Origin of the sequence: Pseudomonas sihuiensis (assembly GCF_900106015.1) — a bacterium.
Classification (GTDB): Bacteria; Pseudomonadota; Gammaproteobacteria; order Pseudomonadales; family Pseudomonadaceae; genus Aquipseudomonas; species Aquipseudomonas sihuiensis.
This window is the reverse complement of sequence record NZ_LT629797.1, coordinates 3,386,444-3,409,218: the sequence shown is the minus strand read 5'-3', so window position 1 is coordinate 3,409,218 and position 22,775 is coordinate 3,386,444. Positions and strand designations below refer to the sequence as shown.

The window sequence follows — 22,775 nt, the reverse complement described above, 5'->3', positions numbered from 1 at the left end:
TCGACCATGGACCAAGCCTTCGACAACGACCAGGCCATCACCCGCGCCAGCCTCTACGGCACCGCCGCCGAGCCCACCTACGCCGGCATCACCAGCTTCATGCGCCGGCGCTACAGCCGTGACCTCACCGGCGTGGACCTGGCCATCAGCGGCGTACCGTTCGACACCGCCACCACCAACCGGCCCGGCAGCCGCTTCGGCCCGCGGGCGATCCGCGCCGCGTCGATCCAGTCGGCCTGGGCGCGGCATTTTCCCTGGGAGTTCGACCCCTTCGACCTGCTCGCCTGCGTCGACTACGGCGACTGCTATTTCGACCACGGCACGCCGCAGGACACCCCGGAGGTGATCGAGGCGCATGCCACGCGCATTCTCGAAGCTGGCAGCGCGTTGCTGACTCTGGGCGGCGATCATTTCATCAGCTATCCGCTGCTCAAGGCCCATGCGAAGAAACACGGCACCCTGGCGCTGATCCACTTCGATGCGCACAGCGACACCTGGCCGGACGAGGAAGGCAAACGCATCGACCACGGCACCATGTTCTATCACGCCGCGCGCGAAGGCCTGGTCGATCCGTCGCGCTCGGTGCAGGTCGGCCTGCGCACCACCAACGACGACGTGATGGGCTTCCAGGTACTCGATGCCCGCGAGGTGCATCGCAGTACGCCGGAGCAGATCGCCGAGCGCATTCGTGCGCGGGTGGGCGAGCATCCGGTGTACCTGACCTTCGACATCGACTGCCTCGACCCGGCCTTCGCCCCCGGCACCGGCACACCGGTGTGTGGCGGCCTTTCCAGCCATCAGGCGCTGGAGATCCTGCGCGGTCTGCGCGGCATCAACCTGATCGGCATGGACGTGGTGGAAGTGGCGCCGCCCTACGACAACGCCGAGGTCACCGCGCTGGCCGGCGCCACCCTGGCGATGGAGATGATCTGCCTGTACGCCGCGCGGCATAAGCTGGGGGAAAAGACGTAGGGTGGGACGCGCCGATGGGCATTGTTCCGGTTTGCGCTGGATTGCGGACAAAAAAACGGGCCTGTTCAGGCCCGTAAGTTCACGCTCAAAGAGTGGCCGGGCGTCAGGCTAGGCATTGCCCCAGGCCGATGGGCTCGGGGCGGAACAGTCGTGCATCCATCAGCTTCGGCTGGCGCACGATGGGGGCGAAGTCCATACGCGCGAGGATGTCGCGCTCGATATCCACGCCCGGCGCCACTTCGATCAGTTCCAGCCCTTCGACACTCAGGCGCAGCACGCAGCGCTCGGTGACGTAGAGCACCGGCTGGCCACGCTCGGCGGCCAGGCGACCGGCGAAGGTGCGGTGCTCCACCTCGGCGACGAACTTGCGTAGCTCGCCGTCCTCGACGATGCGCAGTTGGCCGTCTTCGATGCGGATGTCCTGTTTGCCGGCGCTGAAGGTGCCGACGAACACCACCTGCTTGGCGTTCTGGCTGATGTTGATAAAACCGCCAGCCCCGGCCAGCCGACTGCCGAACTTGGACACGTTGAGGTTGCCCGCCGCATCGGCCTGGGCCAGGCCGAGGAAGGCGATGTCCAGGCCGCCGCCGTCATAGAAATCGAACTGATAAGGCTGGTCGAGCAAGGCGCTATGGTTGCTCGCCGCGCCGAAGTCCAGGCCAGAGGCCGGTACGCCGCCGATCACGCCGGGTTCGGCGGTCAGCGTCAGGCGCTCGATCACGCCTTCTTCGGCGGCCACCGCTGCCACGCCCTCGGGCATGCCGATGCCGAGATTCACCACCGCGTCCGCTTTCAGCTCCAGCGCCGCGCGGCGGGCGATCAGCTTGCGCACGTCCAGCGGCATGGGCGTCAGGCTGTCCACCGGTACGCGGGTCTCGGCGGCGAAGGCGGGGTTGTAGGCGGTGGCGAAGGTCTGCTGGTGATTGGCCGGCTCGGCCACCACCACGCAATCCACCAGGATGCCGGGAATCTTCACCTGGCGTGGGTTGAGCGAGCCGCGCTCGACCACCCGCTCGACCTGGGCGATCACCAGGCCGCCGCTATTGCGCGCGGCCATGGCGATGGCCAGGCTCTCGATGGTCAGCGCCTCACGCTCGAAACTGAGGTTGCCGTCAGGGTCGGCGCTGGTAGCGCGAACGATGCCGACGTTGATCGGGAAGGTCGGGTAGAACAGGTAGTCCTCGCCATCGATGGGCATCAACCGCACCAGATCGGCAGTGGTGCGTGCATTGAGCTTGCCGCCACCGTGGCGCGGGTCGACGTAAGTGCCCAGGCCTACCCGCGACAGCTGTCCCGGCTTGCCGGCGGCGATATCGCGAAACAGCTGGGAGATCACCCCCTGCGGCAGGTTGTAGGCCTCGATGCGGTTGTCCACCGCCAGCTTCTGCAACCCCGGCACCAGGCCCCAGTGCCCGCCGATCACCCGGCGCACCAGACCTTCATGGGCCAGGTGGTTGAGGCCGCGACCCTTGCCGTCGCCTTGGCCGGCGGCATACACCAGGGTCAGATCGCGCGGCGCCTGTTCAGCGAGGAAGCGCTGCTCCAGAGCGATGGCGATCTGCTCGGCGAAGCCGATGCCGACGAAGCCGCCGGTGGCCAGGTTGGCGTTGTCCGGGATGCGCGCCACGGCTTCGGCGGCGGTCATGATCTTGCTCATTGCGGGTACTCGTGACGAAGGGGTCATGTAGGAGCCGGCTTGCCGGCGATCCATGCGGTTCAAAAGCATCGCCAGCAAGCTGGCTCCTACACCTTTTGCTGAGCGACAGTGCAGCGTCTGGGGGGCTCCCAGAGGCTTATGGCTCAGAAACTGCCAAACAGGGTGCCCAGGGTGATCACCACAACCAACGCCACCAGTGGGAAGGCCACGGTGTTGACGAAGATGAACTTGTACGACTCGCGGTGGGTGAGCTTGCAGATCGCCAGCAGCGAGATCACCGCGCCGTTGTGCGGCAGGGTGTCCATGCAGCCCGAGGCCATGGCGGCGACGCGGTGCAGCAGCTCGGGGCTGATGCCGACGGCGTTGGCCATTTCCAGGTACTGCGCGCCGAGGGTCTTCAGCGCGATCGACATACCGCCGGAGGCGGAACCGGTGATACCGGCGAGGATGTTCACCGCCACCGCTTCGGAGATCAGCGGGTTGCTGGAGACGCCCAGTACCAGGTCACGGATGATGACGAAGCCGGCCAGGGATGCGATCACCGTGCCGTAACCCACCTCGGCGGCGGTGTTGAGGATCGGCAGCATGGAGCCGAAGGCGCCGTCGTTGACGCTCTTCTTCAGGTCCATCCAGCGCTTCCAGTGCATGGCGATCAGCAGCACGATGGCGGCGCTGAGGGCGACGATGATCGACCAGATACCGATCAGCGACTTGGCGTCCTGCAGGCCGCCGTATTCCGGCTTGGCCAGGTAGCTGGTGTCGACGGCCGGCAGGATCTGCTTGGCCATCAGGAAATTGAGGGCGATGACCACGAAGATCGGCAGCAGCGCCAGCCAGAAGCCGGGAATGTCGCGACGCTCTTCGACGACCGGGTCGTCGCGGTGCTCGCCGTAGCCTTCACCCGCGGCCATCAGCTTGCGTGACTGCGCGGTGAGCCACCAGGTGCCGAGGCCGAACATGATCAGGCCGGCGATCACCCCCAGGCCCGGCGCGGCGAAGGCGTCGGTGCCGAAGAAGGGGTTGGGGATGGCGTTCTGGATCGCCGGCGTGCCGGGCAGCGCGGTCATGGTGAAGGTGAACGAGCCGAGGGCGATTGCACCGGGGATCAGGCGCTTGGGAATGCCCGCCTCGCGGAACAGCGCGGCGCCGATCGGGTACACGGCGAAGGCCACCACGAACAGCGACACGCCGCCGTAGGTGAGGATGCCGCAGGCCAGCACGATGGCCAGGATGGCGCGCTCGCTGCCCACTTTCGCGACTATGCCGTGGGCGATGGCACGCGCCGATCCCGAGTCGTCCATCAACTTGCCGAACAGTGCACCCAGCAGGAACAGCGGGAAGAACTGGATCACGTAGCCGCCCATGGCCTTCATGAACACCTGGGTGTAGGTGGGCAGCAGCAGAGCGATGTCGCCGGCGAACAGCAACGCCAGCAGGGCCAGCAGTGGGGCGAGAATTAGGACGTTGATGCCGCGATAGGCGAGGTACATCAACAATGCGAGGGAAATCAGAATACCGAGGGTACCCATGGGTGGTTCCTTTTGTTGTTGTTCTAGCGGCTCGAGGCCGTTTTATCGGGAAGGCGCGGATGCGGCAGCGCGCCTTTGCCGGATATAGAGCCAGAGTCGTGCCAGGCGGCGTTACGACTTTGGTCGATAGGGCGGGAGGCCTCTGCAGCGAGGGTTTCAGGCTTGAGTGTGTGTTTTAAGATGGGCGGGGCGAGTGACGCAGCTGTCCATATTTCTGGATTTAGTCCAGGTTTTTGGATGGTTTATTGATTTTTAGTCCAGAAAATTGGACGTTGGTGGTTTTCATAATTGCGCCCGCCCGGTTCCCATCCGGCGGGTTTCACCCGCCCTACTGGCGATGTAGGGCGGGTGCAACCCGCCAATTGTTGATTGCATAAAGGGCAGGCCCCCGGATTTCATCCGGGCTACGCAATTGCGGCCCGCCACGCTTTTGTGGGAGGGGCTTTAGCCGCGACTGTTGTGGGGAAGCGTTGCGGGTGGCACATCGCCGGCAAGCCGGCTCCTACGCAAGGGTTGGCACGGGTAGCCCGGATGCAATCCGGGGCTTTTGCGGCGCCTGATCCCCGGATTTCATCCGGGCTACAAATTGCGGACGGCAACGGTTTCCGTAGGAGCGGCTTTAGCCGCGAAGCGATTTCCGGTTCGGTGACAATCGCGGCTGAAGCCGCTCCCACGACCAGCAATCAATACCGTAGCCCGGATGCAATCCGGGGCTTTTGTGGGCGCCTGCTCCCGGATTTCATCCGGGATACGCGATTGCGGCCCGCCACGCTTTTGTGGGAGGGGCTTTAGCCGCGACTGTTGTGGAGAAGCGTTGCGGGGGCGCATCGCCGGCAAGCCGGCTCCTACAGGGTGAGGCGCTCAGCCCCGGCGACCCAGCCCATGCTGCGCCAGCTTGGCGTAGAAACCAGCGCGGGAAATGCCCAGGCGCTCGGCGGCCAATTGGCGATTGCCATCGGTTGCCGCCAGTGCCGCCTGCAACGCCTGGCGCTCGGCCTGCGCCAACTGTTCGGCCAGCGTCTGCGTCGTGCTCATCATCACTGGCGCAACGGGCGTAGGCGCGCTTGGCGCCACCGGATCGACCAGCAAACCACGTAAAACTTCGCCATCCAGTCGCCCATCGGCCGCCAGTTGCGCCCGCTCCAGCAGGTTACGCAACTCACGCACATTGCCCTTCCACAGCTGTGCGCAGAGCAGGGCGAGGGCATCGTCTGTCAGCTCCATGGGCGCCAGGCCGGAGCGGTTGGCCAGGTCATCGAGCAGGTGTTCGATCAGTGCGGGAATGTCGCTGGCACGCTCGCGCAGTGGCGGCACGCGCAGGGCCAGCACGTTGAGGCGGTAGTAGAGATCGTCGCGGAACTGCCCGGCGGCCACCTTGGCTTCCAGGTCGATATGGGTCGCGGCGATCACCCGCACGTTGAGCGGCTTGACCTGATTGGAGCCGAGCGGCTCCACCTCCTGCTCCTGCAAAACGCGCAGCAGCTTGGCCTGCAACGGCAGCGGCAGATCGCCGATCTCGTCGAGAAACAGCGTACCGCCGTTGGCCACTTCGAACTTGCCGATGCGCGCCTTACGGTCTGCGCCGGTAAAGGCGCCGGGTGCGGTGCCGAACAGCTCGGCCTCGACCAGGGTCTCCGGAATCGCTGCGACGTTGACCGCGACGAATGGGCCGTTGGCGCGCGGCGACAGATTGTGGATGCCCTGCGCCAGCAGCTCCTTGCCGGTGCCGGTTTCGCCGCGAATCAGCACGGTGGAGTCGAGCTGCGCAGCACGGCGGGCCTGGCGCTTTACCTCGCTGGCCGCACTGCTGGCGCCGATGAACCCGGCGATGGTGTAGCGCGCCCGACGCGCCTTGGCCAGCTCGTGCTGGGTGGCGAGCAGTTGCGTCTGCAGGTTGGCGTACTTGGCCATCAGCGGTTTGAGGTGGCGGGCGCGGTCGAACAGCACGAAGCCCAGGGCGCCGACCAGGGTGCCGTCCTCGTCGCGCAGCGGTATGCGGGTGACCACGAAGTGCTCGCTGCCGAAGGCCATCAGATCGAGCATGCTCGGCTGGCCGCTTTCCACCACCTCGCGCAGGCGGCTGGCCGGCAGCACTTCCTCGATCTCCTTGCCCAGTGCCGTGCGCGCATCGGCGATGCCGACCTTCTGCGCGTACTTGTCGTTGATCCAGACGATGCGTGCCTGGCGATTGACCGCGATGGTGCCCTCGCACTGCGCATCGAGGTGATCGAACAGCAGCGGCATGGCCACCGCGCGAAAGCGTTCGGGCGACACGCCGATGATCAGACCGTGCTGGTCGAGGTCGTCGCGGGAAATGGCCATGGGCGAGTGTCCGAAAATGAGATCCCGGTGATTATGGGCAGCGCCGATCAGGCCGGGCAACGTCAACAGTCATCAGACAATGGCATTCGCTGCGCGCTTCTGGAATAGTTGGGCGGCCGCGCGTAACCCGCCGGCACCTGCCGATCGCCCACAAGGCCTGCCCGGCAGCCGTGACACCTGCCGTGTCCCTTTCGCGTGCCGACCAGGCGCGCCAGGCGAGCCATCCGCTCGCCGCTGGATCCGCACCGCTTTGCCGGTGCCACAACGACAATGACCAAGATCCATACAAGGACGCCCCGATGAAACTCAAGCGACTCTTCTCCGCGCTCGCCGCTGGCGCTGCGCTGACCGCCCTGTGCGCCACCGCGCAGGCGCGTGAATACTCCGTTTCCACCGTACTGTCGGACGCCTTCCCCTGGGGCCAGGCCGCGCAGAAGTGGGCCGATCTGGTCAACGAGCGCTCCGAGGGGCGCATCACCCTGCGCGTGTACCCCAATGCGCAACTGGTCGCCGGCGACCAGACCAAGGAATTCTCCGCCATGCGCTCCGGCCTGATCGACATGGCCGTGGGCTCGACCATCAACTGGTCGCCGCAGGTGCCGGAACTCAACCTGTTCTCCCTGCCGTTTTTGATGAAGAACGATGCCGACCTCGACGCCATCACCCAGGGCGAAGCCGGCAAGCTGGCCTTCGCTGCCATCGAACAGCGCGGCATCGTGCCGCTGGCCTGGGGCGAGAACGGCTTCCGCCAGCTGTCCAACTCGGCCAAGCCGGTGCGCAGCCCGGCCGATATGACGGGCCTGAAGATCCGCGTGGTTGGCTCGCCGCTGTTCCAGGACACCTTCACCGCCCTTGGCGCCAACCCGACGCAGATGAGCTGGGCCGATGCCAAGCCGGCACTGACCACCGGCGCGGTGGACGGCCAGGAAAACCCGCTGTCGGTATTCGACGTGGCACGTGTCGACCAGGTGGGCCAGAAGTACCTGACCCTGTGGGACTACATGGCCGACCCGCTGGTGTTCGCCGTTAACCAGCGCGTATGGAAATCCCTGCCTGAGGAAGATCGCGAACTGCTGCGCCAGGCGGCCATCGACGCCGGCAAGTGGGAGATCGAGCTGTCGCGTGGCGCCCAGGCGCAGCGCCTGGGCGACGTGCGTGAGCGCGGCGTGGAAGTGATCGAACTGAGCGACACCGAGCGCGCGGCCTTCGTCGAAGCCACCGCCAGCGTGCATGAGAAATGGGCACCGCGTATCGGCGATGCGCTGATGGATGCCGCGCGCAAGGCCGTGGCCCAGCCCTGATTCGTTTTATCTGACCGCAAGCCCACACTACGGGGCGTAGTGGTGGATGTCCCGCAGCCCGCTCTGCTCCCCTCTCCCGCATGCGGGAGAGGGCCCGGGGGAGAGGGCAGGGGTGTTACCACTGGCGCGCCTTGCTCCGGTCGTTCGAGGTTCTTATGAGCAAGCAAGTCGACGCGCCGCTGGAGCGCGTGCTCGCCACCCTGGCCCTGGTGATCATCAGCCTGATCAGCCTGGCCAACGTCGTGGTGCGTTATTTCACCGATGCATCCTTTGCCTTCACCGAGGAAATCTCGGTGTTCCTGCTGGTCATCCTCACCTTCGCCGGTGCTTCGGTGGCCATGCGCAGCAACCGGCACATTCGTATCGGCCTGCTCGAGCGCCTGTTCCCGCGCCTGCGCACGCCGCTGATCCTGTTGCAGTGGCTGGCCGGCGTTTTGGTGCTGGGGCTGGTGTGCTGGTATGGCGGCCAGTTCGCCTGGGAGGAATTCCAGTGGGATTCCGAGTCGCCCGGCCTCGGCCTGCCCAACTGGTGGTACGTGATCTGGCTGCCGGTCCTGGCGCTGCTGCTGTTCGTGCGCCTAACTCAGATGACCGTCGATCGCCTGCGCGGGAGAATCAGTGATGAGCCCTGATCTCTGGCTGATCCTCAGTTTCGCCGTGCTGCTGGCGCTCGGTGTGCCGGTGGCCTTCGCCCTCGGCCTCTCCGGCGCCATCGGCATCATCGCCGGGCTGTCGCCGGACATGCTCGCGACCCTCGGCACCAACACCTACAACGGCGTGGCCAAGTACCCGCTGATCGCCATTCCGCTGTTCATCCTCACCGGCCTGGTGTTCGAGAAGGCCGGTGTGGCGCTGCGGCTGGTGCGCTTCGCCCAGGCGGTGATCGGCCCGCGTCATGGCGGCCTGGCCATGGTCGCGGTGCTGGTGTGCCTGATCATGGGCGGCATGAGTGGCTCTGGCCCGGCCGATGCCGCCGCCGTGGCCATGGTGATGCTGCCGAGCATGACCAAGGCGGGGTATCCCAAACCCTTCTCGGCTACGCTGATCGCCGCCTCGGCCTCGACGGCGATCCTGATTCCGCCGTCCATCGCGCTGATTCTCTACTCCATCGTGGTGCCGGGCGTGGACCTGCGTGCGCTGTTCGCCGCCGGCCTGTTCCCCGGCATTCTGGTCGGCCTGGTGCTGCTGGTACCGGCCTGGCTGCTGTCGCGTCACTACGGCTGGGAGTCGCCGGAATCAAGTGAGCGGCCACCGCTCGGGGAAAGCTTCAAGCAGGCGCTGCCAGCGCTGTTCGCCCCGGTGCTGATTCTCGGCGGCCTGCGCAGCGGCCTGTTCACGCCCACTGAAGCCGCCGTGGTCGGCGTGACCTACGGCGTGCTGATCGGCCTGTTCGTCACCCGCGAACTGGACTGGCGCAGCCTCTGGCGTCTGTGTGGCGAAGCCGGGGTGATCTCCGGTGTGGTCATGCTGATCATCGCCCTGGCTGGCATCTTCGCCTGGGCCGGCACCATGCTCGGTACCTTCCGCCATCTGGCCGAATGGCTGATCTCGCTGTCGGACAACGGCTGGGTGCTGCTGGCGCTGGTGATGCTCGCGGTGCTGCTGGCCGGCATGCTGCTCGATGCCATCTCCATCTACCTGATCCTGATGCCGATCCTGATTCCGGTGATGCAGCACTTCGGCTGGAACCCGGTGTGGTTCGGCATCCTGCTGGCGATGAACATCGCCATCGGCCAGTTCACCCCGCCGGTGGCGATCAACCTGATGGTCACGGCGGAAGTGGCCAAGATACGCCTGGAACAGACCGTCGGCTGGGCGGCGCTGTTCGTCGTGGTGATGTCCAGCGCCCTGCTGCTGGTGGCGATCTTCCCGGAAATCGCCCTGTGGCTGCCGCGCGTGCTGGGTTATGCGGTGTAAAACAGGCCAGGCCGTCTATAGTTGCCAGATGGTGCGCAGCGGGGGGCTGCGCACCGCTGAGGGCGGCAGCGCTGGGCACCAAGATGAGTGACGGCAACTATAACGATCACAGGGATGTAGGCGCAGGGCACTGCGAAGGGCTGCGCGAGTCGGGCAAACGCAAGCTGATGCGCACCATCCTGCTCGCCACCGGCCTGACCCTGGGCGGCTTCGCCGTGCTGCAGGCCCTGGCCGGCAACTACCCCTTCGCCATCCTCGAAGTGCTGTGCACCGCCTTGCTGCTGTTCGGCGCCTGGCGCATCGAACGCGCTCGCCATCTGTACCTGTGGATCTACCTGTATCTGATCCCGACCTTCTGCTTCATCCTCTACATCATCGTCATGCCGGACGCCTCAGCGGCGGCGTTCGTCTGGCTGTACATGATCCCGCTGCTGGCCTACCTGCTGCTGGGTAAGCAGCGCGCCTTCCTGCTCACCGCGCCGTTCATGTGCGCCGGGCTTTTGCTGTACTTCACCGACAATCACCTGACCCTGGACACACACGGCCTGATCGACCTGGGCAATGCCGCCCTGTGTGGCGTGCTGATCCTGGTGTTCGTGCATATCTACGATGGCTTGCGCATGCAGGCCTACGAGGAGCTGCAGCGCCTGGCGCAGACCGATTCACTGACCGGCGTGGCCAGCCGCGGCAGCTTCCAGCACGCCCTGCAACGCAGCATTCAGGAGGCCGAACGCAGCAACGGGCATCTGGTACTGGTGCTGCTCGACGTCGACCACTTCAAGCAGGTCAACGACCAGTGGGGGCACGCGGCGGGCGACATGGCGCTGCAGCACATCTGTCAGATCCTCCAGCAGCGCCTGCGCGTGACCGACTTTCTCGGTCGCCTGGGAGGGGAGGAGTTCGGCCTGCTGCTACGTCATACCGACAGCACCGGCGCCGACCCGCTGGTGGAAAAACTGCGCAAGCAGATCGCCGAACAGCCGCTTGAGTACGACGGTGAGCCGATCGCGCTGTCCGCCACCTTCGGCCTGGCCACCTGGCCCGTGGACGGACGCAGCGCCGCCGAGCTCTACCGCGCCGCTGATCGTCGCCTGTACAGCGGCAAGCAGCGCGGACGCAACCAGCTGGTCAGCGCCGACATACCGACCGAGCTGCTATTGGACAAATTCGACGTGCGCCTTTGAGGGCCGGCTAGCGTGCTGCGTTGGCAGGTGCGGCGGGTACGCAGGGCTGCTGGCCGGCACCCGCCAGGTTCTCGACGTTATTCAGCACGTTGTGGCCCTGGTTGACCTTCTGCGCGTTCTCCGCAACTTCCATACGCTTGGCATAGGTCGCGGTGTTGCCATTGAAGCTCTGCTGCGTCTCCAGTACGGTATTGGCCATATCCAGCAAGCTGCGTCCGGTGGCGATCAGGTTGCTGGTCGCGCTCGGCGCACATGGATCGTTGGCCAGCTGGGTATTCTGCAGCCCCTGAGTTTGCGTGTTCTGCGCCAGGCAGCCGCTCAGCGAGGCCAGCACGGTGGCGCTCATGAGGACGCCCAGGGTTCCTTTGATGTTCATCAGACATTCCCTTCTATGACCGGGCCCCGACCCAGTGCCGAGGCGTTGCCCGGATTCTAGGAATGGGTGGGGCCGCACGAAATAGTACGGGTGTACTAGTGCCTCTTTGCCTGCCAAACAGTTCCTTGCGCCGGTCGCAGGCTCCGGCCTAAGGTGCCGACACCACAACATGAGCTGTAATCAGCAGGGAAACGTCATGTCCGGGACTGTCTCCGCCGCGTATGACACCGAACGCGCCCAGGCCGGGGTGCGGATGATCTTCATGTCGGTCGCGGCCTGCTACATCGTGATCCTCTACCATCTGTCGCTGATCAACCCGGCGCTGGTATGGAAGATCTTCCTCCTGGAGTGCGTCTTCAGTGTCGTCGCCACGCTGATCTGGTTCGATATCCGGCGGCGTCCGGGCAACTATCGCGGGCGCCGGCTGATCACCATGCTCACCGACTACGCCGGTATCGCGGTGACCATGGCGCTTGGCGGCGCGGCCATGCTGCCGGTCTATGCGATTCTGCTGTGGGTCACCATCGGTTATGGCTTGCGCTACGGTTCCGGCTACCTGCTGCTGGCCACCCTGATGGCGCTGCTGTCGCTGAGCGTGGCCGCCAGCCTGTCGGCGCACTGGCAATCGCAGCCCTACCTGATCGTCACACTGCTGCTCACCACCCTGCTGGCGCCGGCCTACATGCATGCCCTGCTCAAGCGTTCGCGCCAGGCGGCCGAGGCCGAGCAGGCTGCCAACCGGGCCAAGTCGCAGTTTCTCGCCCAGGCCAGCCACGACCTGCGTCAACCCATTCATTCCATCAGCCTGTTCACCGCCTGCCTGCGCGACAGCAGCCTGGGTACCGAGCAGCGGCGCCTGGTGGAGAACATCGACAAATCACTGCACAGCGTCGCACGCCTGTTCCGCACCATTCTCGATATGTACTCGCTCGACAGCGGCAAGGTGGTGCCGCAACTGGAGTCGCTGGAACTGCGCAGCCTGCTGCAGCAACTCATCCAGCAGAATGCCGAGGCGGCGCGCTGGGCCGGGGTCGAGATGCGCCTGCGTTGCCCGCCGCTGCACGTGCGGGCCGACCCGGTGCTGCTCACCACCATGCTGCAGAACCTGCTGTCCAATGCCTTGAAATACGCGCCGGGCAAACCGCTGTTGATCGCCTGCCGCCCTCGCGGGCCAGGCGTTGCCATCGAGATCTACGACAAGGGGCGCGGCATCGCCGCCGGCCATCTCGACAGCGTCTTCGAAGAGTTCTATCGCGTGCGCCAGGAGCGAGACAGCGACGTCGAGGGAATGGGCCTGGGCCTGGCCATCGTCAGGCGCCTGGGCGCGCTGATGGACATGCGCGTGAGCATTCACTCCGTGGAGGCTCGCGGCACGCGGGCGGTCATCGACGGCCTGCAGCGCGTCGAGGCGCCGCGCGCGATGTCCTCAGCCAAGGGCAGCAGCCTGCAGACGCCGCGCATGCTCGATGGCTTGCGCGTGTGCCTGATCGAGGATGACCAGAACGTACTGCTGGCCACCGCCACCTTGCTGCAGAAGTGGGGCTGCGAAGTCGCCACCTTCAGCACGCTGCCTGATGCCTCTGCGCATTTCGATCTGGTGGTGACGGACTTCGACCTCGGCACCGAAGCGTCGGGGGCCGACTGCATCCAGCACGTGCGGCGCAGCAGTGGACGCAAGGTGCCGGCGATCATCATGACCGGGCACGACGTGCGTCGTGTGCAGGAGCAGGTGGGCGACAGCGATATTCCGATCCTGTCGAAACCGGTGCAGCCCGCCGAGCTGCGTTCGCTGCTGGTGGCCTTGAAGCTCAAGCTCAAGACCGCGTGATGCTCACACCAGCCCGGCTTTGGCCCCCTTGGCTGCGGCTGCGGCGCGGGTGCTGACGTCCAGCGTGCGCAGCAGCGAGGACACATGGATGCGTACGGTAAAGGGCGAGATCGCCAGCTCGCGGGCGATTTCCTTGTTCGACAGGCCGCGCACCACCAGCCGCAAGACCTCCTGCTGACGTGGCGTCAGTTGCTCCAGCAGATGACGATCCTCGGCGAAGGCCGGCACGCCGGCGGGTCCCAGGGTCAGGACGAACTCGCCGGCGCGCACGGCCAGCAAGGCATCGGCGATTTCATCCGGCGGCGTCGCCTTGCCGATGAAACCGTCCGCACCTGCGCTCATCACTTCATCGATCAACTCGCGGTTGTCGACCATCGACACGATCACGATCGAACTGCGCGCAAAGGTCTGGCGCAACGCGCTGATGGCTTGCGGTGATTGGCCGGGGAACAGCAGGTCGAGCATGAACAGGCTTGGCGCCGTGCTGGCTTGCGCCAGGCTCAGCACTTCATCCATGTCACCGGCTTCGAGAATGCACGCCATAGGGAAGACGCGCTGGGCGATACGACACAGGCCATCGCGGAAAACCGGGTGGTCGTCGGCGACGATGATGCGTTCTTGTTGTGATTGTTCAGGCATGTGGGGCGCTTCCATCTTGGCGCCAGACTAAAGTCATATCCCTGGCGACGCCAGCGTCTGGTTCTCAGTATTGCCGCTGACTTGCTCGCCGCGACTGAACTGCCAGGCGCTGCTCAGAGTCTATTCAGGTACCCCGTTATGGAATGTAAAGGAGTACCGCATGGACCTTATTCGTATCCTCATCGCCATCCTGCTGCCGCCGCTGGGCGTGTTTCTCCAGGTCGGTTTTGGCGGCGCCTTCTGGCTGAACATCCTGCTCACCCTGCTCGGCTACATCCCCGGCATCGTCCACGCGGTGTACATCATCGCCAAACGCTGAGGCCTTATTGGCTGATGTGTTTGGGCAAGCGGCGCCGAGCGCTGCTCGCGTAGGGTGGGTTAGCCGCCTGTGACATTGCCGATCGACTCGCAGTGTCGGCTGCGGCGTAACCCACCATCGGCGCAACGCGGTCCATCGTCTGGTGGGTTACGCGGCGCACCACCTTCATCTGCGTCTGGAATACTCGGCATTCGGCGCCGCTAACCCACCCTACGCTACGGTGGGTTTTTCGCCGTCCCTCACTCCCGCCGCAAAAAATGCACGTTGAACAGCTGCGCCGGGTCGCGCCACATGGCGACCGAGGCGAAGCCGCATGCGCCCGCCAGATCACGAAAACCGCTGGGCGTGTACTTGTAGGAGTTCTCCGTGTGCAGGGTTTCGCCAGCGGCGAAGTCGAACACGCGATCCTCGATGCGTACTCGCTGCGCCTGCCGGCTGACCAGATGCATCTCGATGCGCGACTCGGCTTCGTTATAGAAGGCCCGATGCTGAAAGCGGCGTGGGTCGATATCGCTGTGCAGCTCGTTGCGGATGCGCTCGAGCAGGTTGAGGTTGAACAGTGCAGTCACTCCGGCCGCATCGTTGTAGGCGCGCTCCAGCACCTGGCGGTCTTTCACCAGATCCACGCCGATCAGCAAGCCACTGCCTGCCGGCAGTGCCTGATGCAGGTTGCGCAGAAAGGCGCGGGCCTCATCCGGGTCGAAATTGCCGATGCTGGAGCCGGGAAAGAACGCCAACGGCCGTTGCCCAAGCGCCTCGGCGGGCAGCTTCAAGGGCTGGCTGAAGTCGGCGCACAGCGCGTGCACGTCGAGCCAGCGATAGTCGGCGGCCAGGCGACGGGTGCTGCTATGCAGAAACTCGCGGGAGATATCGATGCCCAGGTAACGCGCCGGGCGCAGGGCTTCGAGCAGCAGGCGGATCTTGCGACTGGCGCCGCTGCCCAGCTCCACCAGGCTGGCGTTGCGCCCGGCCAGCTCGGCGATATCGCGCGCCGCCAGGCGCAGAATGGTTTCCTCGGTACGCGTCGGGTAGTACTCCGGTTGCTGACAGATCAGCTCGAACAGATGCGAGCCGCGATGATCGTAAAAGAACTTCGGTGACATCGTCTTCGGGCTGGCCGCGAAGCCGCGCAGCGCTTCTTCGCGCAGGCTTTCCTGTTCCGGGCTCAGGGATTGTTCGTGGGTACGGATTGCCAATGCCATGCTCAGAGCTCCTTGGCCAGGCGCAGGCCGGAGAACTGCCAGCGCATGGTGGGGTAGAAGAAATTGCGATAGGTGGGGCGCACGTGGTCTTCAGGCGTGGCGCAGCTGCCGCCACGCAGCACCATCTGCCCGGACATGAACTTGCCGTTGTACTCACCCAGGCTGCCGCCCAGCGGCCGAAAGCCGGGGTAGGGCCGGTATGCGCTGGCCGTCCATTCCCAGACATCGCCATAGAGCTGCTGCAGGCCATCACCCGCGCCCGCCGCCACCGGCTGCAGGTGATCGTTTTTGACGAAGTTGCCCCATAGCGGTTCGTCCTGCGCGGCCACTTCCCATTCTTCCTCGCGTGGCAAACGCGCCTGCGCCCAGGTGGCGAAGGCCTCGGCCTCGAAGTAGCTCAGGTGGCAAACCGGCGCATCCAGATCCAGCGCGCGCGGGCCGCCCAGGGTCAGCTCCAGCCAGTCGTCGCCCTCGCGTTGCCAGTACAGCGGCGCCTGCCAGCCTGCGCGCTGGATATGGTCCCAACCGTCCGCCAGCCACAACGCCGTGCTGCGATAACCGCCATCGCGGATGAACTCCAGGTACTCGCCATTGCTCACCGGTCGGCTGGCTAACTGAAAGGCCTCGACGAATACCCGGTGTTGCGGCCGCTCGCAATCGAAGGCAAAGCCCTCGCCGGTATGGCCGACATGGCGCAGCCCGGCGGGAAATTCGACCCAGCGCAACTCGCCTGCAGTAGCGCCACCCGGCTTGAGGTCGTGACGATAGACCGGGCGCAAGGGGTTCTGCGCCAGGATGTGCTTGATATCCATCAGCAGCAGCTCCTGATGCTGCTGCTCGTGCTCCAGCCCCAGCTCGACCCGCTGCAGCACCTCGTCGGCAAGTTCGCTGCCTGACTGGAGCAACTGCGCCATGGCCAGATCGACATGGCTGCGATAGGCGTACACCTCGCTTACCGTCGGCCGCGACAACAACCCGCGCCGCGCCCGCTCGAAGGGCGTGCCGTGGGTCTTGTAATAGGAATTGAACAGATGGTCGTAGCGCTCATCCAGCGGGCGATAGCCCGGCAGAAAGGGCTGCAGTACGAAGGCCTCGAAGAACCAGGTGACATGCGCCAGATGCCACTTCGGCGGGCTGACGTCTGCCATGCTCTGGATCACATAATCCTCGGCCTCCAGCGGCTCACAGAGCCGCTCACTGGCAGCGCGCACCCGCTGGTAACGCTGCCATAGCTGTTCGAGGTGCGGCGGTGAAACGGCGATCCTGCTGGTGCGGTCTCGCATAACACGCATCCTTTGCTGGCGCCGCGGAGCGCGACGGTACTTAAAGCCGACCGGGCAATAAGGGCAAAGGTTCAGGGAGAATGTGGCGGTTACGTGGCAGGGGGGAGGAGGGCTACTTTATACATCTCATGCTGATGGTAGCGATCAGGTGTGCGCTGAGCCATTCATGTGCAGCTTTGTGCTAGCGAATCTGTCATCAGGAGTCGCATTTCAGCCTGAGGTAAACGTGGCCTGTCCTCGATTGTTCGTGAAACGATGACTGGCGAGCTCGATTGAGTTGGTGAATGGGCGCCAGAAACGAATACGACGTCATGATGGGTGGTGTGTGGCGAGCGGGACTTTTAACCTCTTGCTACTGGGCTAGCAGCAGCTCGACTGTAAAGGGGAGGTTCCAAGTAACCAGAATCAGGATGGCGTAGATCACGCCAATAATTCCCATCGCGACGAAAAGAGTTACTCGGCGCCTGTCTATCGGTGTGAGGAATCGATCCTGCTTGTCAGATCGAGAGGAGTAATGCTGTAGCACATCAAGCCAGGTTCTGCTCTCTTCATAAGCAAGGCTTGCATCTCGGAGATGCGAGATGAATTGAAGAACGCAAGAAAGCAATAAGTAGCCCGCCAGAAATTTAACCAGCAGGGACAGCTCGGTGCTTTCTAGCAGAACGTGAATGTTTCTCTGATCGAACTTACCTATGAATGAAAACCCAATGAAAACCAAAACGCTGAGAATGTCTCGGGTAAGCGAGCTCACCAGATCCCGGACCTTGGAAGCGTAGAGATCAGCTTGGGATTTCATGTCCTTCATGAGTTCGCGAACCTCTTTGTGATAGGCATCCTTACGGTCAAGAATCACAAAGGTGTAGCTGTCGCGGGCTTGTTGTAGTGCTACTGCAAGGTATTTCTCTGTTCCCGCTAAAAGCGTTTGGCCATGCTCGATGTCAATGGACAGTCGATCCATGACAAGTCTGAGGCGGGTCTCGGGGCGCTCCTCATAGACCCAGCAGACGGCTTCTGCCAGCTGGGAAAGAGCCTCAGCACTTACCTCTTGTCTGCTGTCGTAGAGCGGCAATGAAAGCCGTTTGGTACCCCGAAGGGTGGCGTCATAGCCATCGTCAGTGTGCTTAAGCTCTTGAACTAGGCACGCAGCTAGGGCGCATGCACTCAAACGAACCAGAGGCTGAGCCGTAGGGCTGCCGATATCTCACCAGGTCAGTGCATAGGCGCTTGGGCAAACCCGAAGAGGCTTCACTGCATTGGTGTGGATCAACCCATGGACATCTGACTGATCAGGTAGTTTGTTGGTCGGGATGCTCGACACCTGCTCCGTCGGTGGTAATACCCAAAGCAACGGTCCACCAAATGCAGCGGTCAGTCCGTTGACTCGAATCGTCGTCGGGCGAGCGAGGTCAGGCTCATTTTTACCGGGGTATTGGAACGGATCAAGACGCCCCACCCATTCCAGGAAGCCGTCAGTCGTGAAGAACAACAGCGTATTTTCGTCGTCCCGGGCGCACATTTTCTGAGCAAGTGGAGACTTGCCAAAGACCAACCTCCATGGCTCGTCATCGAAAGTGTCCGATGCCAGTTCGGCTGTATCCACTGCCGCACCCGAGATCATGACAATAGGTGCCTCAATATTGAGTTGTCTGGCTAGCGAATCAATCTGTTGAAGAGCTGCTTTCACGGCCCCACTCAGCGACTCGCCCTCCACCGTTAGGCGAAAGCTCTCATCAAAGAATTGCGTGGCATGGCCACGCAATTCAAGGGTCGCTTTAAGTAGATCCGCTATAGCGGGCATGATTCCTCAACCTTTGGCGTCCAGCCGATTCGTTTCAATGGTAACTCGGGCCCGACCATTACCTAGCTGCTCGATGGCCATACCAACCGCCTCGGCGCTCCCTTCAAAAGAAATAGTGACACCCTCAAGCGTTTGGTAGACCTGCTTTCGCTCTCTAGTACGCAAAGAAGCGGGCTGGGGGCGGAATTGTTGCCCTGCGACGCCAGCTTCGGCAAGAGCCTCCCGCAAAGACCCCATAAGCAATGCTTTACGATCAGCATCTTCGTCACGTACCACAGCGTTGAGGTAATCGTCTGTATCAAAGACGTCATGGTCATTGAGGTAGTTGAGCGACCTTCCCGCAAAGGTATTCAGATCCTCCCCGGGTGGTAGATGTTCAGCGGCCAGCTTTTTCGCCCATTTCCGTACCTGGCCATGAGCTGTCCTTGTTAATACGGCGTCCTGCTGGCGCTCTGTTACCCCGAGGAAAGCTCTAAAGTAGTCACCCAATCCCGGTTTCTTCACCCGGTCAAAAGCTAGTACATCCCATGCAAACTGGTCAGAGACATCTATCAAGGCGCTCTTTTGAATGGCGTGCTTACTCTCATTGAGAGAGTTTTGAACCTCATTGATAACAGCGACTCTTCGACCATCCTTTTCCTCGTAGCTGTAAGTAAACGAGGGTTGCTTGTCCATTTTTACTAGGAAAACTAGCTGCCTCCAATCATGTGCGGCCGCTAGGTACTTCACAATGGATACGATGAATACGCCAGCCGACATTTGCCCTTGGTGGCGGCCGGAAAAATCTGTGGTGATCTGGCGTGAAAGCTCGATGAATCTATCCGGCGCCTCAACCAGCTGTTGGCACTTCTCTTTCAGGTGTACGGCGTCCTGCTTGAACACATATTGCGTGCCTTCGGCGATATCACGCAGCCGATCTAGAAAGAACTTTTTTTGGGCGGCCTGTAGTTGCACCTCGTCGAGGAAAATAACGTCTTCATCCTCTCCAGCATCTGCGTCGATGATGTGGAAGATGAAGCTGACAATTTCCAAACTCTCGCGCTGGGCCTGACTCAACACGCCATCCAGTGGTACTGCCATGTTGCTACTCCTTTCGAGGTTTCTAATGTACTTCGAGGAATTGCCTGCCCTCATGGTGATGAAGGCAATAAACAGGTATTAAAAGCAGGGGATAGATTCGTTCTTGCGCGTGGGACTCAATGGCCTCCATGTTCTATCTCTCAAAGATTCTGCATCGTCCTGCACTTCGGAAAACCCGAGCATCCCCAGAACTGCTGTCCCGCTTTCGCCCCTGATTTCATGGTACGAATCAGCAGCGCACTACCGCATTTCGGACATTGCCGCTCGGCTGTCGGATCGCTACGGCGTTTGAGGTTCTGCAAATGCTCGCGATGTGTGGCGAGGGTCGGCGCGCGGCGGCCGGTATGCAGGGTGTGCAGCATGGCGTCGACTTCAGACTCGCTGAATACCTGCTGCTGGAATGACTGGATATAGCGGATAAAGCCGATGCCTTGGGTCACGTTGGCCGGCACTTCGGTCTTGAAGGTGCTGCCGCCGACGAAGGTGATGACCGAATGCAGGTGTTCTGGGCTGACGCCAAGGGTGGCTTCCAGGGCTTTGAGGTGTTTGTAGTTCTGGCGCAACGGGTTCTGGAATTTGAAGGTGCGTTTGTAGAGCTTCTGCGTCCACTGCGCCTGCTTTTCGCTGCCGAAGATCCAGCCGCTCATGTTCTTCGTTTCCAGCACGAAGATGCCGTAAGGCGAGAGGAATACGTGGTCGATCTGCGTGGTGCCGTCTGGCGTATTCAGTGTGACGTTGTGCAGGCGGCGGTAGGTCTGTTTGTCCAGCTGCCAATGGGCGAACAGGCGTACCAGCAGTTCACCGATCTGCCCCTTGGCCCAGGGCGATTTGAGCAGGCCGATCAGCAGGGCTGCTGGAATCAACCAGAACAGGCTGTCTATAAGCGGGCGAAGAATAAGGCCGACGTCCATATTTTCTTCCGTGAGCAAAGCCGCTTGAGTGGCGCTCGTTGTACGAGCGAGCAGGCGTGCCGAAATCCAGTTGCCTGGCACTGATCTGGATGATGGCTTATTGCTCTCAATGGCTCAAGGGAGCCCCTAAAAACTACCTGCGTTGTCATCACTGCGTTAAAAGCAGGCTCGGAATGCTCATGTACAAAAGTACAGTCGCCCGCGACTCCGACCGTTCCTCGCCTGCTTTTGCCTTGTGCTGACTGCCTCGCCTACGTTTTTAGAGGCACCCTTCTCGGGGATCGCGACCATTGTCCTATGGCCGTTGGGCGGTTACGCCAGGTTTGGGGGCATTGCGCAGGGCTGAGCGCGGCCGACAAGACAGCTGCCCGGTCCAGGCCGGGTCATTTGGCAGGAGTTTTTGTTCATGAGCCGATTAGCGCGCCTATTCGGCTCATTTGGTGAGCCGAATAAGGACTATCTGGCTCACGGTCTTCTCACCTGATGTTCGTTGGACTGTCGTGTCGCTTGCTGGTTAGCGCTTCTTCGCCAGCAATTCGGAGCGGCCAATCACTTCTCTGCTGCGCTCAGGTTTGCGCGGGCCGGAGAAGCCGGCGTCTTCGATGGCGCTATCGAGGCCACGAAAGTGCGGGGCGGCTTTGGGGCTGCGGACTGTTTCCATGCCTTCGTTCCACGCATGCACCATATGCTTGGCTACGTCGCGCCAGGCGGGCTCGTTCTTTGCGGCTTCGATGACTTCCTTGCCGACCTCTACGGCGGACTCGCAGAGTTGCTCGAGCATGGCCGCGTATTTGCTCGGGCCAATGCCCAGTACGGACTTGAAGAAGGTTTCCAGGGATCGACCCGGTGTCCAGGTTTGTCTGCCTCCCACGGACAGGCCTGGCGGGTTGCTGGCAAAGCGCGGGTAGGCCTGAGTGGTCACCAGGTCATAGACCGGCGTGAAGCCCACGTCAGATAGGGAGGAGTAGAACAGCGCGATGTTCTTCGCGTGGCAGTCGGCATTGCGTACCACGTAGTTGGTGAGCAGATGCCAGCCCAGGTGCTCGCGCTGCGCTTGCAGGCGGTCAGCGGGGATGTAGGCGCGTGTGGCATTCCAAACCCGCTCGGTGGTGGGAGCGTACTTTTCATGGGGCGGCAAACCCAGCAGCCCGCAGGCATCCTCAACGCCATAACGGGGGATGCCGTGTTCGTCCACGTCGAAGCGATCTACTACCAGGACCTTGCCGTCTTCAGACATGCGGCAGGCAGCGACCGGCACGACGTTCAGTCGCTCCAGTACGCGCATAGTGTAGAACTCGTTGAAGCCCAGAAAAGGGGTGGTTTCGTCAGAGCCCTTGATGATGTGAAAGCCTGTGCGCAGGGTCGGCTTGCCCAGCGGTTCACGAGGGTCGATGGCGTCGGTGGCAATGAACTTTGGCACGACCCCCGATACGGCGACCCGAGCGTATTGCCGCACCAGTGCGGCGAACCGTTCGCTGGTGTTTTCCGCTTTGAGCAGCTGTTCTATCTCCAGCGGCGCCATTTCGACGCCGGGCTCAACACCCTCTGGCGTGACCGAGACTCTGCCGATGCCGGTGCCGCCCACCACGCCCAGCAGGGACAGGTCGGTACCATCGAGCAGCGGGCCAAATTCTTCGCGGATAACGCCCAGCAGATACCCCTCGGGCAGGTTTTGCCGGAAGAACGGGAAGAGGTCGCGCGGCCAGCGCCAAGCTTCTTCTCGTACCGGCATCGTCAGGCTGACAAAGTCTTCCGCTGCTGTGCCCGGTAGGTACTTCAGCACATATTCATCGCGCTCCCGAGAGAGTTTGGCCACCCGCCGTGAGCTGACGTGGACGTCGAGGATCATGCTCAAGCACTCCCTGAGCGTTGCTCGTCGAGGATGTCTTCGACCGTGCGTTGGTGTCCGGCCTTGACCAGCTTCAGGTCGTAACCTGCCGCTTCCAACAGGCGAACCAGCGCCGAGACACTCATATCGCCTTTGGCCAGGGTTTCCATACGGGCTACGGTGGTGCGCGAGACGCCAGCACGACTGGCCAGCGCTTCCTGGCTCAGTTTCGCGTCACCGCGCGCCTGTTTCAGCATTTCCGAAACGTCGTAGAGAGAGGTCATTTGTAGCCCCTGGGCATCATAAATACATGTAATGCGGAAAAATGTAGCTCGTGGGCTACAGCTATACAAGCAGTCTGATTCATTTTTGTGTCTTTTGGGCTACAAAATTCGCTTGGTAATCGTTTTTTGTGGCTCTTGGGCTACAGTTTGGCTTGTGGGCAATAGCTGCGTAGCTTTTCCGGGGGGCTGGGTGGCTATAGGCGCATTACATACGAGATGTGCAAAAACACGAAAGCCGCGCAGTGCGCGGCTTTGAAGGTGGTGGGCCCACACGGACTCGAACCGTGGACCAAAGGATTATGAGTCCTCTGCTCTAACCAACTGAGCTATAGGCCCCCAGAAGGC

At 62.7% G+C, this 22,775-nt stretch carries 20 protein-coding genes and 1 tRNA gene; 7 read left to right on the top strand and 14 right to left on the bottom strand.

Features of this window, described 5'->3' with window-relative positions; genetic code table 11:
* The first annotated feature begins 6 nt into the window (after nucleotides 1-6).
* Nucleotides 7-972: an agmatinase gene (gene speB / locus BLT86_RS16155; protein WP_092378046.1), complete on the top strand. Its 966-nt coding sequence runs from the start codon at nucleotides 7-9 to the stop codon at nucleotides 970-972.
* Between the two features lie 103 nt (nucleotides 973-1,075).
* On the opposite strand, the gene BLT86_RS16150 is transcribed toward speB, so the two are convergent.
* The 3 genes from BLT86_RS16150 to BLT86_RS16140 all read right to left on the bottom strand — a co-directional run bounded on the left by BLT86_RS16150 (nucleotide 1,076) and on the right by BLT86_RS16140 (nucleotide 6,480).
* Entirely contained in the window at nucleotides 1,076-2,629 is a 1,554-nt protein-coding gene (locus tag BLT86_RS16150) for an acyl CoA:acetate/3-ketoacid CoA transferase (protein ID WP_092378043.1), read from the bottom strand.
* A gap of 143 nt (nucleotides 2,630-2,772) precedes the next feature.
* Nucleotides 2,773-4,158, bottom strand: coding sequence for a GntP family permease (locus BLT86_RS16145; protein WP_021490339.1), 1,386 nt, complete (start codon nucleotides 4,156-4,158; stop codon nucleotides 2,773-2,775).
* Nucleotides 4,159-5,019: 861 nt separating this feature from the next.
* A complete protein-coding gene (locus BLT86_RS16140) occupies nucleotides 5,020-6,480 on the bottom strand; it encodes a sigma-54 interaction domain-containing protein (protein ID WP_055984773.1) in 1,461 nt (486 codons plus the stop codon).
* Nucleotides 6,481-6,779: 299 nt separating this feature from the next.
* Between BLT86_RS16140 and BLT86_RS16135 the strand changes: the two genes are divergently transcribed.
* From BLT86_RS16135 to BLT86_RS16120, 4 genes are all read left to right on the top strand, one after another.
* Complete coding sequence (locus tag BLT86_RS16135; RefSeq protein ID WP_055984768.1) at nucleotides 6,780-7,781, top strand: DctP family TRAP transporter solute-binding subunit; 1,002 nt, start codon at nucleotides 6,780-6,782, stop codon at nucleotides 7,779-7,781.
* Between the two features lie 155 nt (nucleotides 7,782-7,936).
* Nucleotides 7,937-8,413, top strand: a complete 477-nt coding sequence (locus tag BLT86_RS16130; RefSeq protein WP_017675744.1) for a TRAP transporter small permease — start codon at nucleotides 7,937-7,939, stop codon at nucleotides 8,411-8,413.
* Complete coding sequence (locus BLT86_RS16125; RefSeq protein ID WP_017675743.1) at nucleotides 8,403-9,698, top strand: TRAP transporter large permease; 1,296 nt, start codon at nucleotides 8,403-8,405, stop codon at nucleotides 9,696-9,698. The genes BLT86_RS16130 and BLT86_RS16125 overlap by 11 nt, the downstream gene beginning before the upstream one ends.
* An 83-nt stretch (nucleotides 9,699-9,781) precedes the next feature.
* Nucleotides 9,782-10,882 carry a GGDEF domain-containing protein gene (locus BLT86_RS16120; protein WP_017675742.1) on the top strand — a complete coding sequence of 367 codons (1,101 nt, stop codon included), beginning with the start codon at nucleotides 9,782-9,784 and terminating at the stop codon, nucleotides 10,880-10,882.
* A gap of 7 nt (nucleotides 10,883-10,889) precedes the next feature.
* Here the strand turns inward: BLT86_RS16120 and BLT86_RS16115 are convergent, their stop codons facing one another.
* Nucleotides 10,890-11,258 (bottom strand): hypothetical protein, encoded by a 369-nt coding sequence (locus BLT86_RS16115; protein WP_017675741.1) that lies wholly within the window; start codon nucleotides 11,256-11,258, stop codon nucleotides 10,890-10,892.
* A gap of 196 nt (nucleotides 11,259-11,454) precedes the next feature.
* On the opposite strand from BLT86_RS16115, the gene BLT86_RS16110 reads away from it, so the two are divergent.
* Nucleotides 11,455-13,086, top strand: a complete 1,632-nt coding sequence (locus BLT86_RS16110) for a hybrid sensor histidine kinase/response regulator (RefSeq protein ID WP_017675740.1) — start codon at nucleotides 11,455-11,457, stop codon at nucleotides 13,084-13,086.
* A gap of 3 nt (nucleotides 13,087-13,089) precedes the next feature.
* On the opposite strand, the gene BLT86_RS16105 is transcribed toward BLT86_RS16110, so the two are convergent.
* Nucleotides 13,090-13,725, bottom strand: coding sequence for a LuxR C-terminal-related transcriptional regulator (locus BLT86_RS16105; protein WP_017675739.1), 636 nt, complete (start codon nucleotides 13,723-13,725; stop codon nucleotides 13,090-13,092).
* Between the two features lie 160 nt (nucleotides 13,726-13,885).
* Between BLT86_RS16105 and BLT86_RS16100 the strand changes: the two genes are divergently transcribed.
* Entirely contained in the window at nucleotides 13,886-14,044 is a 159-nt protein-coding gene (locus tag BLT86_RS16100; protein WP_003084988.1) for a YqaE/Pmp3 family membrane protein, read from the top strand.
* 239 nt (nucleotides 14,045-14,283) lie between these two features.
* Here the strand turns inward: BLT86_RS16100 and egtD are convergent, their stop codons facing one another.
* The 9 genes from egtD to BLT86_RS16055 all read right to left on the bottom strand — a co-directional run bounded on the left by egtD (nucleotide 14,284) and on the right by BLT86_RS16055 (nucleotide 22,766).
* The gene (egtD, locus tag BLT86_RS16095; protein ID WP_017675738.1) at nucleotides 14,284-15,246 is read right to left on the bottom strand and encodes an L-histidine N(alpha)-methyltransferase; all 963 of its coding nucleotides are present in this window, start codon (nucleotides 15,244-15,246) and stop codon (nucleotides 14,284-14,286) included.
* 2 nt (nucleotides 15,247-15,248) lie between these two features.
* Nucleotides 15,249-16,529: an ergothioneine biosynthesis protein EgtB gene (gene egtB, locus BLT86_RS16090; protein WP_017675737.1), complete on the bottom strand. Its 1,281-nt coding sequence runs from the start codon at nucleotides 16,527-16,529 to the stop codon at nucleotides 15,249-15,251.
* Nucleotides 16,530-16,881: 352 nt separating this feature from the next.
* Nucleotides 16,882-17,598, bottom strand: a complete 717-nt coding sequence (locus BLT86_RS16085) for a hypothetical protein (protein ID WP_167377326.1) — start codon at nucleotides 17,596-17,598, stop codon at nucleotides 16,882-16,884.
* Between the two features lie 132 nt (nucleotides 17,599-17,730).
* Nucleotides 17,731-18,327 carry a hypothetical protein gene (locus BLT86_RS16080; protein ID WP_092378036.1) on the bottom strand — a complete coding sequence of 199 codons (597 nt, stop codon included), beginning with the start codon at nucleotides 18,325-18,327 and terminating at the stop codon, nucleotides 17,731-17,733.
* 6 nt (nucleotides 18,328-18,333) lie between these two features.
* On the bottom strand, nucleotides 18,334-19,407 hold the full coding sequence (locus BLT86_RS16075; RefSeq protein WP_017675735.1) for a nucleoid-associated protein: 1,074 nt from the start codon (nucleotides 19,405-19,407) through the stop codon (nucleotides 18,334-18,336).
* A gap of 140 nt (nucleotides 19,408-19,547) precedes the next feature.
* Nucleotides 19,548-20,318, bottom strand: coding sequence for a nuclease-related domain-containing protein (locus tag BLT86_RS16070; RefSeq protein WP_017675734.1), 771 nt, complete (start codon nucleotides 20,316-20,318; stop codon nucleotides 19,548-19,550).
* 514 nt (nucleotides 20,319-20,832) lie between these two features.
* Nucleotides 20,833-22,167, bottom strand: coding sequence for a type II toxin-antitoxin system HipA family toxin (locus BLT86_RS16065; protein WP_017675733.1), 1,335 nt, complete (start codon nucleotides 22,165-22,167; stop codon nucleotides 20,833-20,835).
* A 2-nt stretch (nucleotides 22,168-22,169) separates the two neighbouring features.
* Nucleotides 22,170-22,430 (bottom strand): helix-turn-helix transcriptional regulator, encoded by a 261-nt coding sequence (locus tag BLT86_RS16060; protein WP_017675732.1) that lies wholly within the window; start codon nucleotides 22,428-22,430, stop codon nucleotides 22,170-22,172.
* Nucleotides 22,431-22,689: 259 nt separating this feature from the next.
* A tRNA-Ile gene (locus BLT86_RS16055) sits at nucleotides 22,690-22,766 on the bottom strand.
* Nucleotides 22,767-22,775: the final 9 nt, after the last annotated feature.

What these genes read in the sequence shown, in the direction of transcription:
- speB (WP_092378046.1), top strand. Translation starts at nt 7, where the DNA reads ATGGACCAAGCCTTCGACAACGACCAGGCCATCACCCGCGCCAGCCTC.
- BLT86_RS16150 (WP_092378043.1), bottom strand. Translation starts at nt 2,629, where the DNA reads ATGAGCAAGATCATGACCGCCGCCGAAGCCGTGGCGCGCATCCCGGAC.
- BLT86_RS16145 (WP_021490339.1), bottom strand. Translation starts at nt 4,158, where the DNA reads ATGGGTACCCTCGGTATTCTGATTTCCCTCGCATTGTTGATGTACCTC.
- BLT86_RS16140 (WP_055984773.1), bottom strand. Translation starts at nt 6,480, where the DNA reads ATGGCCATTTCCCGCGACGACCTCGACCAGCACGGTCTGATCATCGGC.
- BLT86_RS16135 (WP_055984768.1), top strand. Translation starts at nt 6,780, where the DNA reads ATGAAACTCAAGCGACTCTTCTCCGCGCTCGCCGCTGGCGCTGCGCTG.
- BLT86_RS16130 (WP_017675744.1), top strand. Translation starts at nt 7,937, where the DNA reads ATGAGCAAGCAAGTCGACGCGCCGCTGGAGCGCGTGCTCGCCACCCTG.
- BLT86_RS16125 (WP_017675743.1), top strand. Translation starts at nt 8,403, where the DNA reads ATGAGCCCTGATCTCTGGCTGATCCTCAGTTTCGCCGTGCTGCTGGCG.
- BLT86_RS16120 (WP_017675742.1), top strand. Translation starts at nt 9,782, where the DNA reads ATGAGTGACGGCAACTATAACGATCACAGGGATGTAGGCGCAGGGCAC.
- BLT86_RS16115 (WP_017675741.1), bottom strand. Translation starts at nt 11,258, where the DNA reads ATGAACATCAAAGGAACCCTGGGCGTCCTCATGAGCGCCACCGTGCTG.
- BLT86_RS16110 (WP_017675740.1), top strand. Translation starts at nt 11,455, where the DNA reads ATGTCCGGGACTGTCTCCGCCGCGTATGACACCGAACGCGCCCAGGCC.
- BLT86_RS16105 (WP_017675739.1), bottom strand. Translation starts at nt 13,725, where the DNA reads ATGCCTGAACAATCACAACAAGAACGCATCATCGTCGCCGACGACCAC.
- BLT86_RS16100 (WP_003084988.1), top strand. Translation starts at nt 13,886, where the DNA reads ATGGACCTTATTCGTATCCTCATCGCCATCCTGCTGCCGCCGCTGGGC.
- egtD (WP_017675738.1), bottom strand. Translation starts at nt 15,246, where the DNA reads ATGGCATTGGCAATCCGTACCCACGAACAATCCCTGAGCCCGGAACAG.
- egtB (WP_017675737.1), bottom strand. Translation starts at nt 16,529, where the DNA reads ATGCGAGACCGCACCAGCAGGATCGCCGTTTCACCGCCGCACCTCGAA.
- BLT86_RS16080 (WP_092378036.1), bottom strand. Translation starts at nt 18,327, where the DNA reads ATGCCCGCTATAGCGGATCTACTTAAAGCGACCCTTGAATTGCGTGGC.
- BLT86_RS16075 (WP_017675735.1), bottom strand. Translation starts at nt 19,407, where the DNA reads ATGGCAGTACCACTGGATGGCGTGTTGAGTCAGGCCCAGCGCGAGAGT.
- BLT86_RS16070 (WP_017675734.1), bottom strand. Translation starts at nt 20,318, where the DNA reads ATGGACGTCGGCCTTATTCTTCGCCCGCTTATAGACAGCCTGTTCTGG.
- BLT86_RS16065 (WP_017675733.1), bottom strand. Translation starts at nt 22,167, where the DNA reads ATGATCCTCGACGTCCACGTCAGCTCACGGCGGGTGGCCAAACTCTCT.
- BLT86_RS16060 (WP_017675732.1), bottom strand. Translation starts at nt 22,430, where the DNA reads ATGACCTCTCTCTACGACGTTTCGGAAATGCTGAAACAGGCGCGCGGT.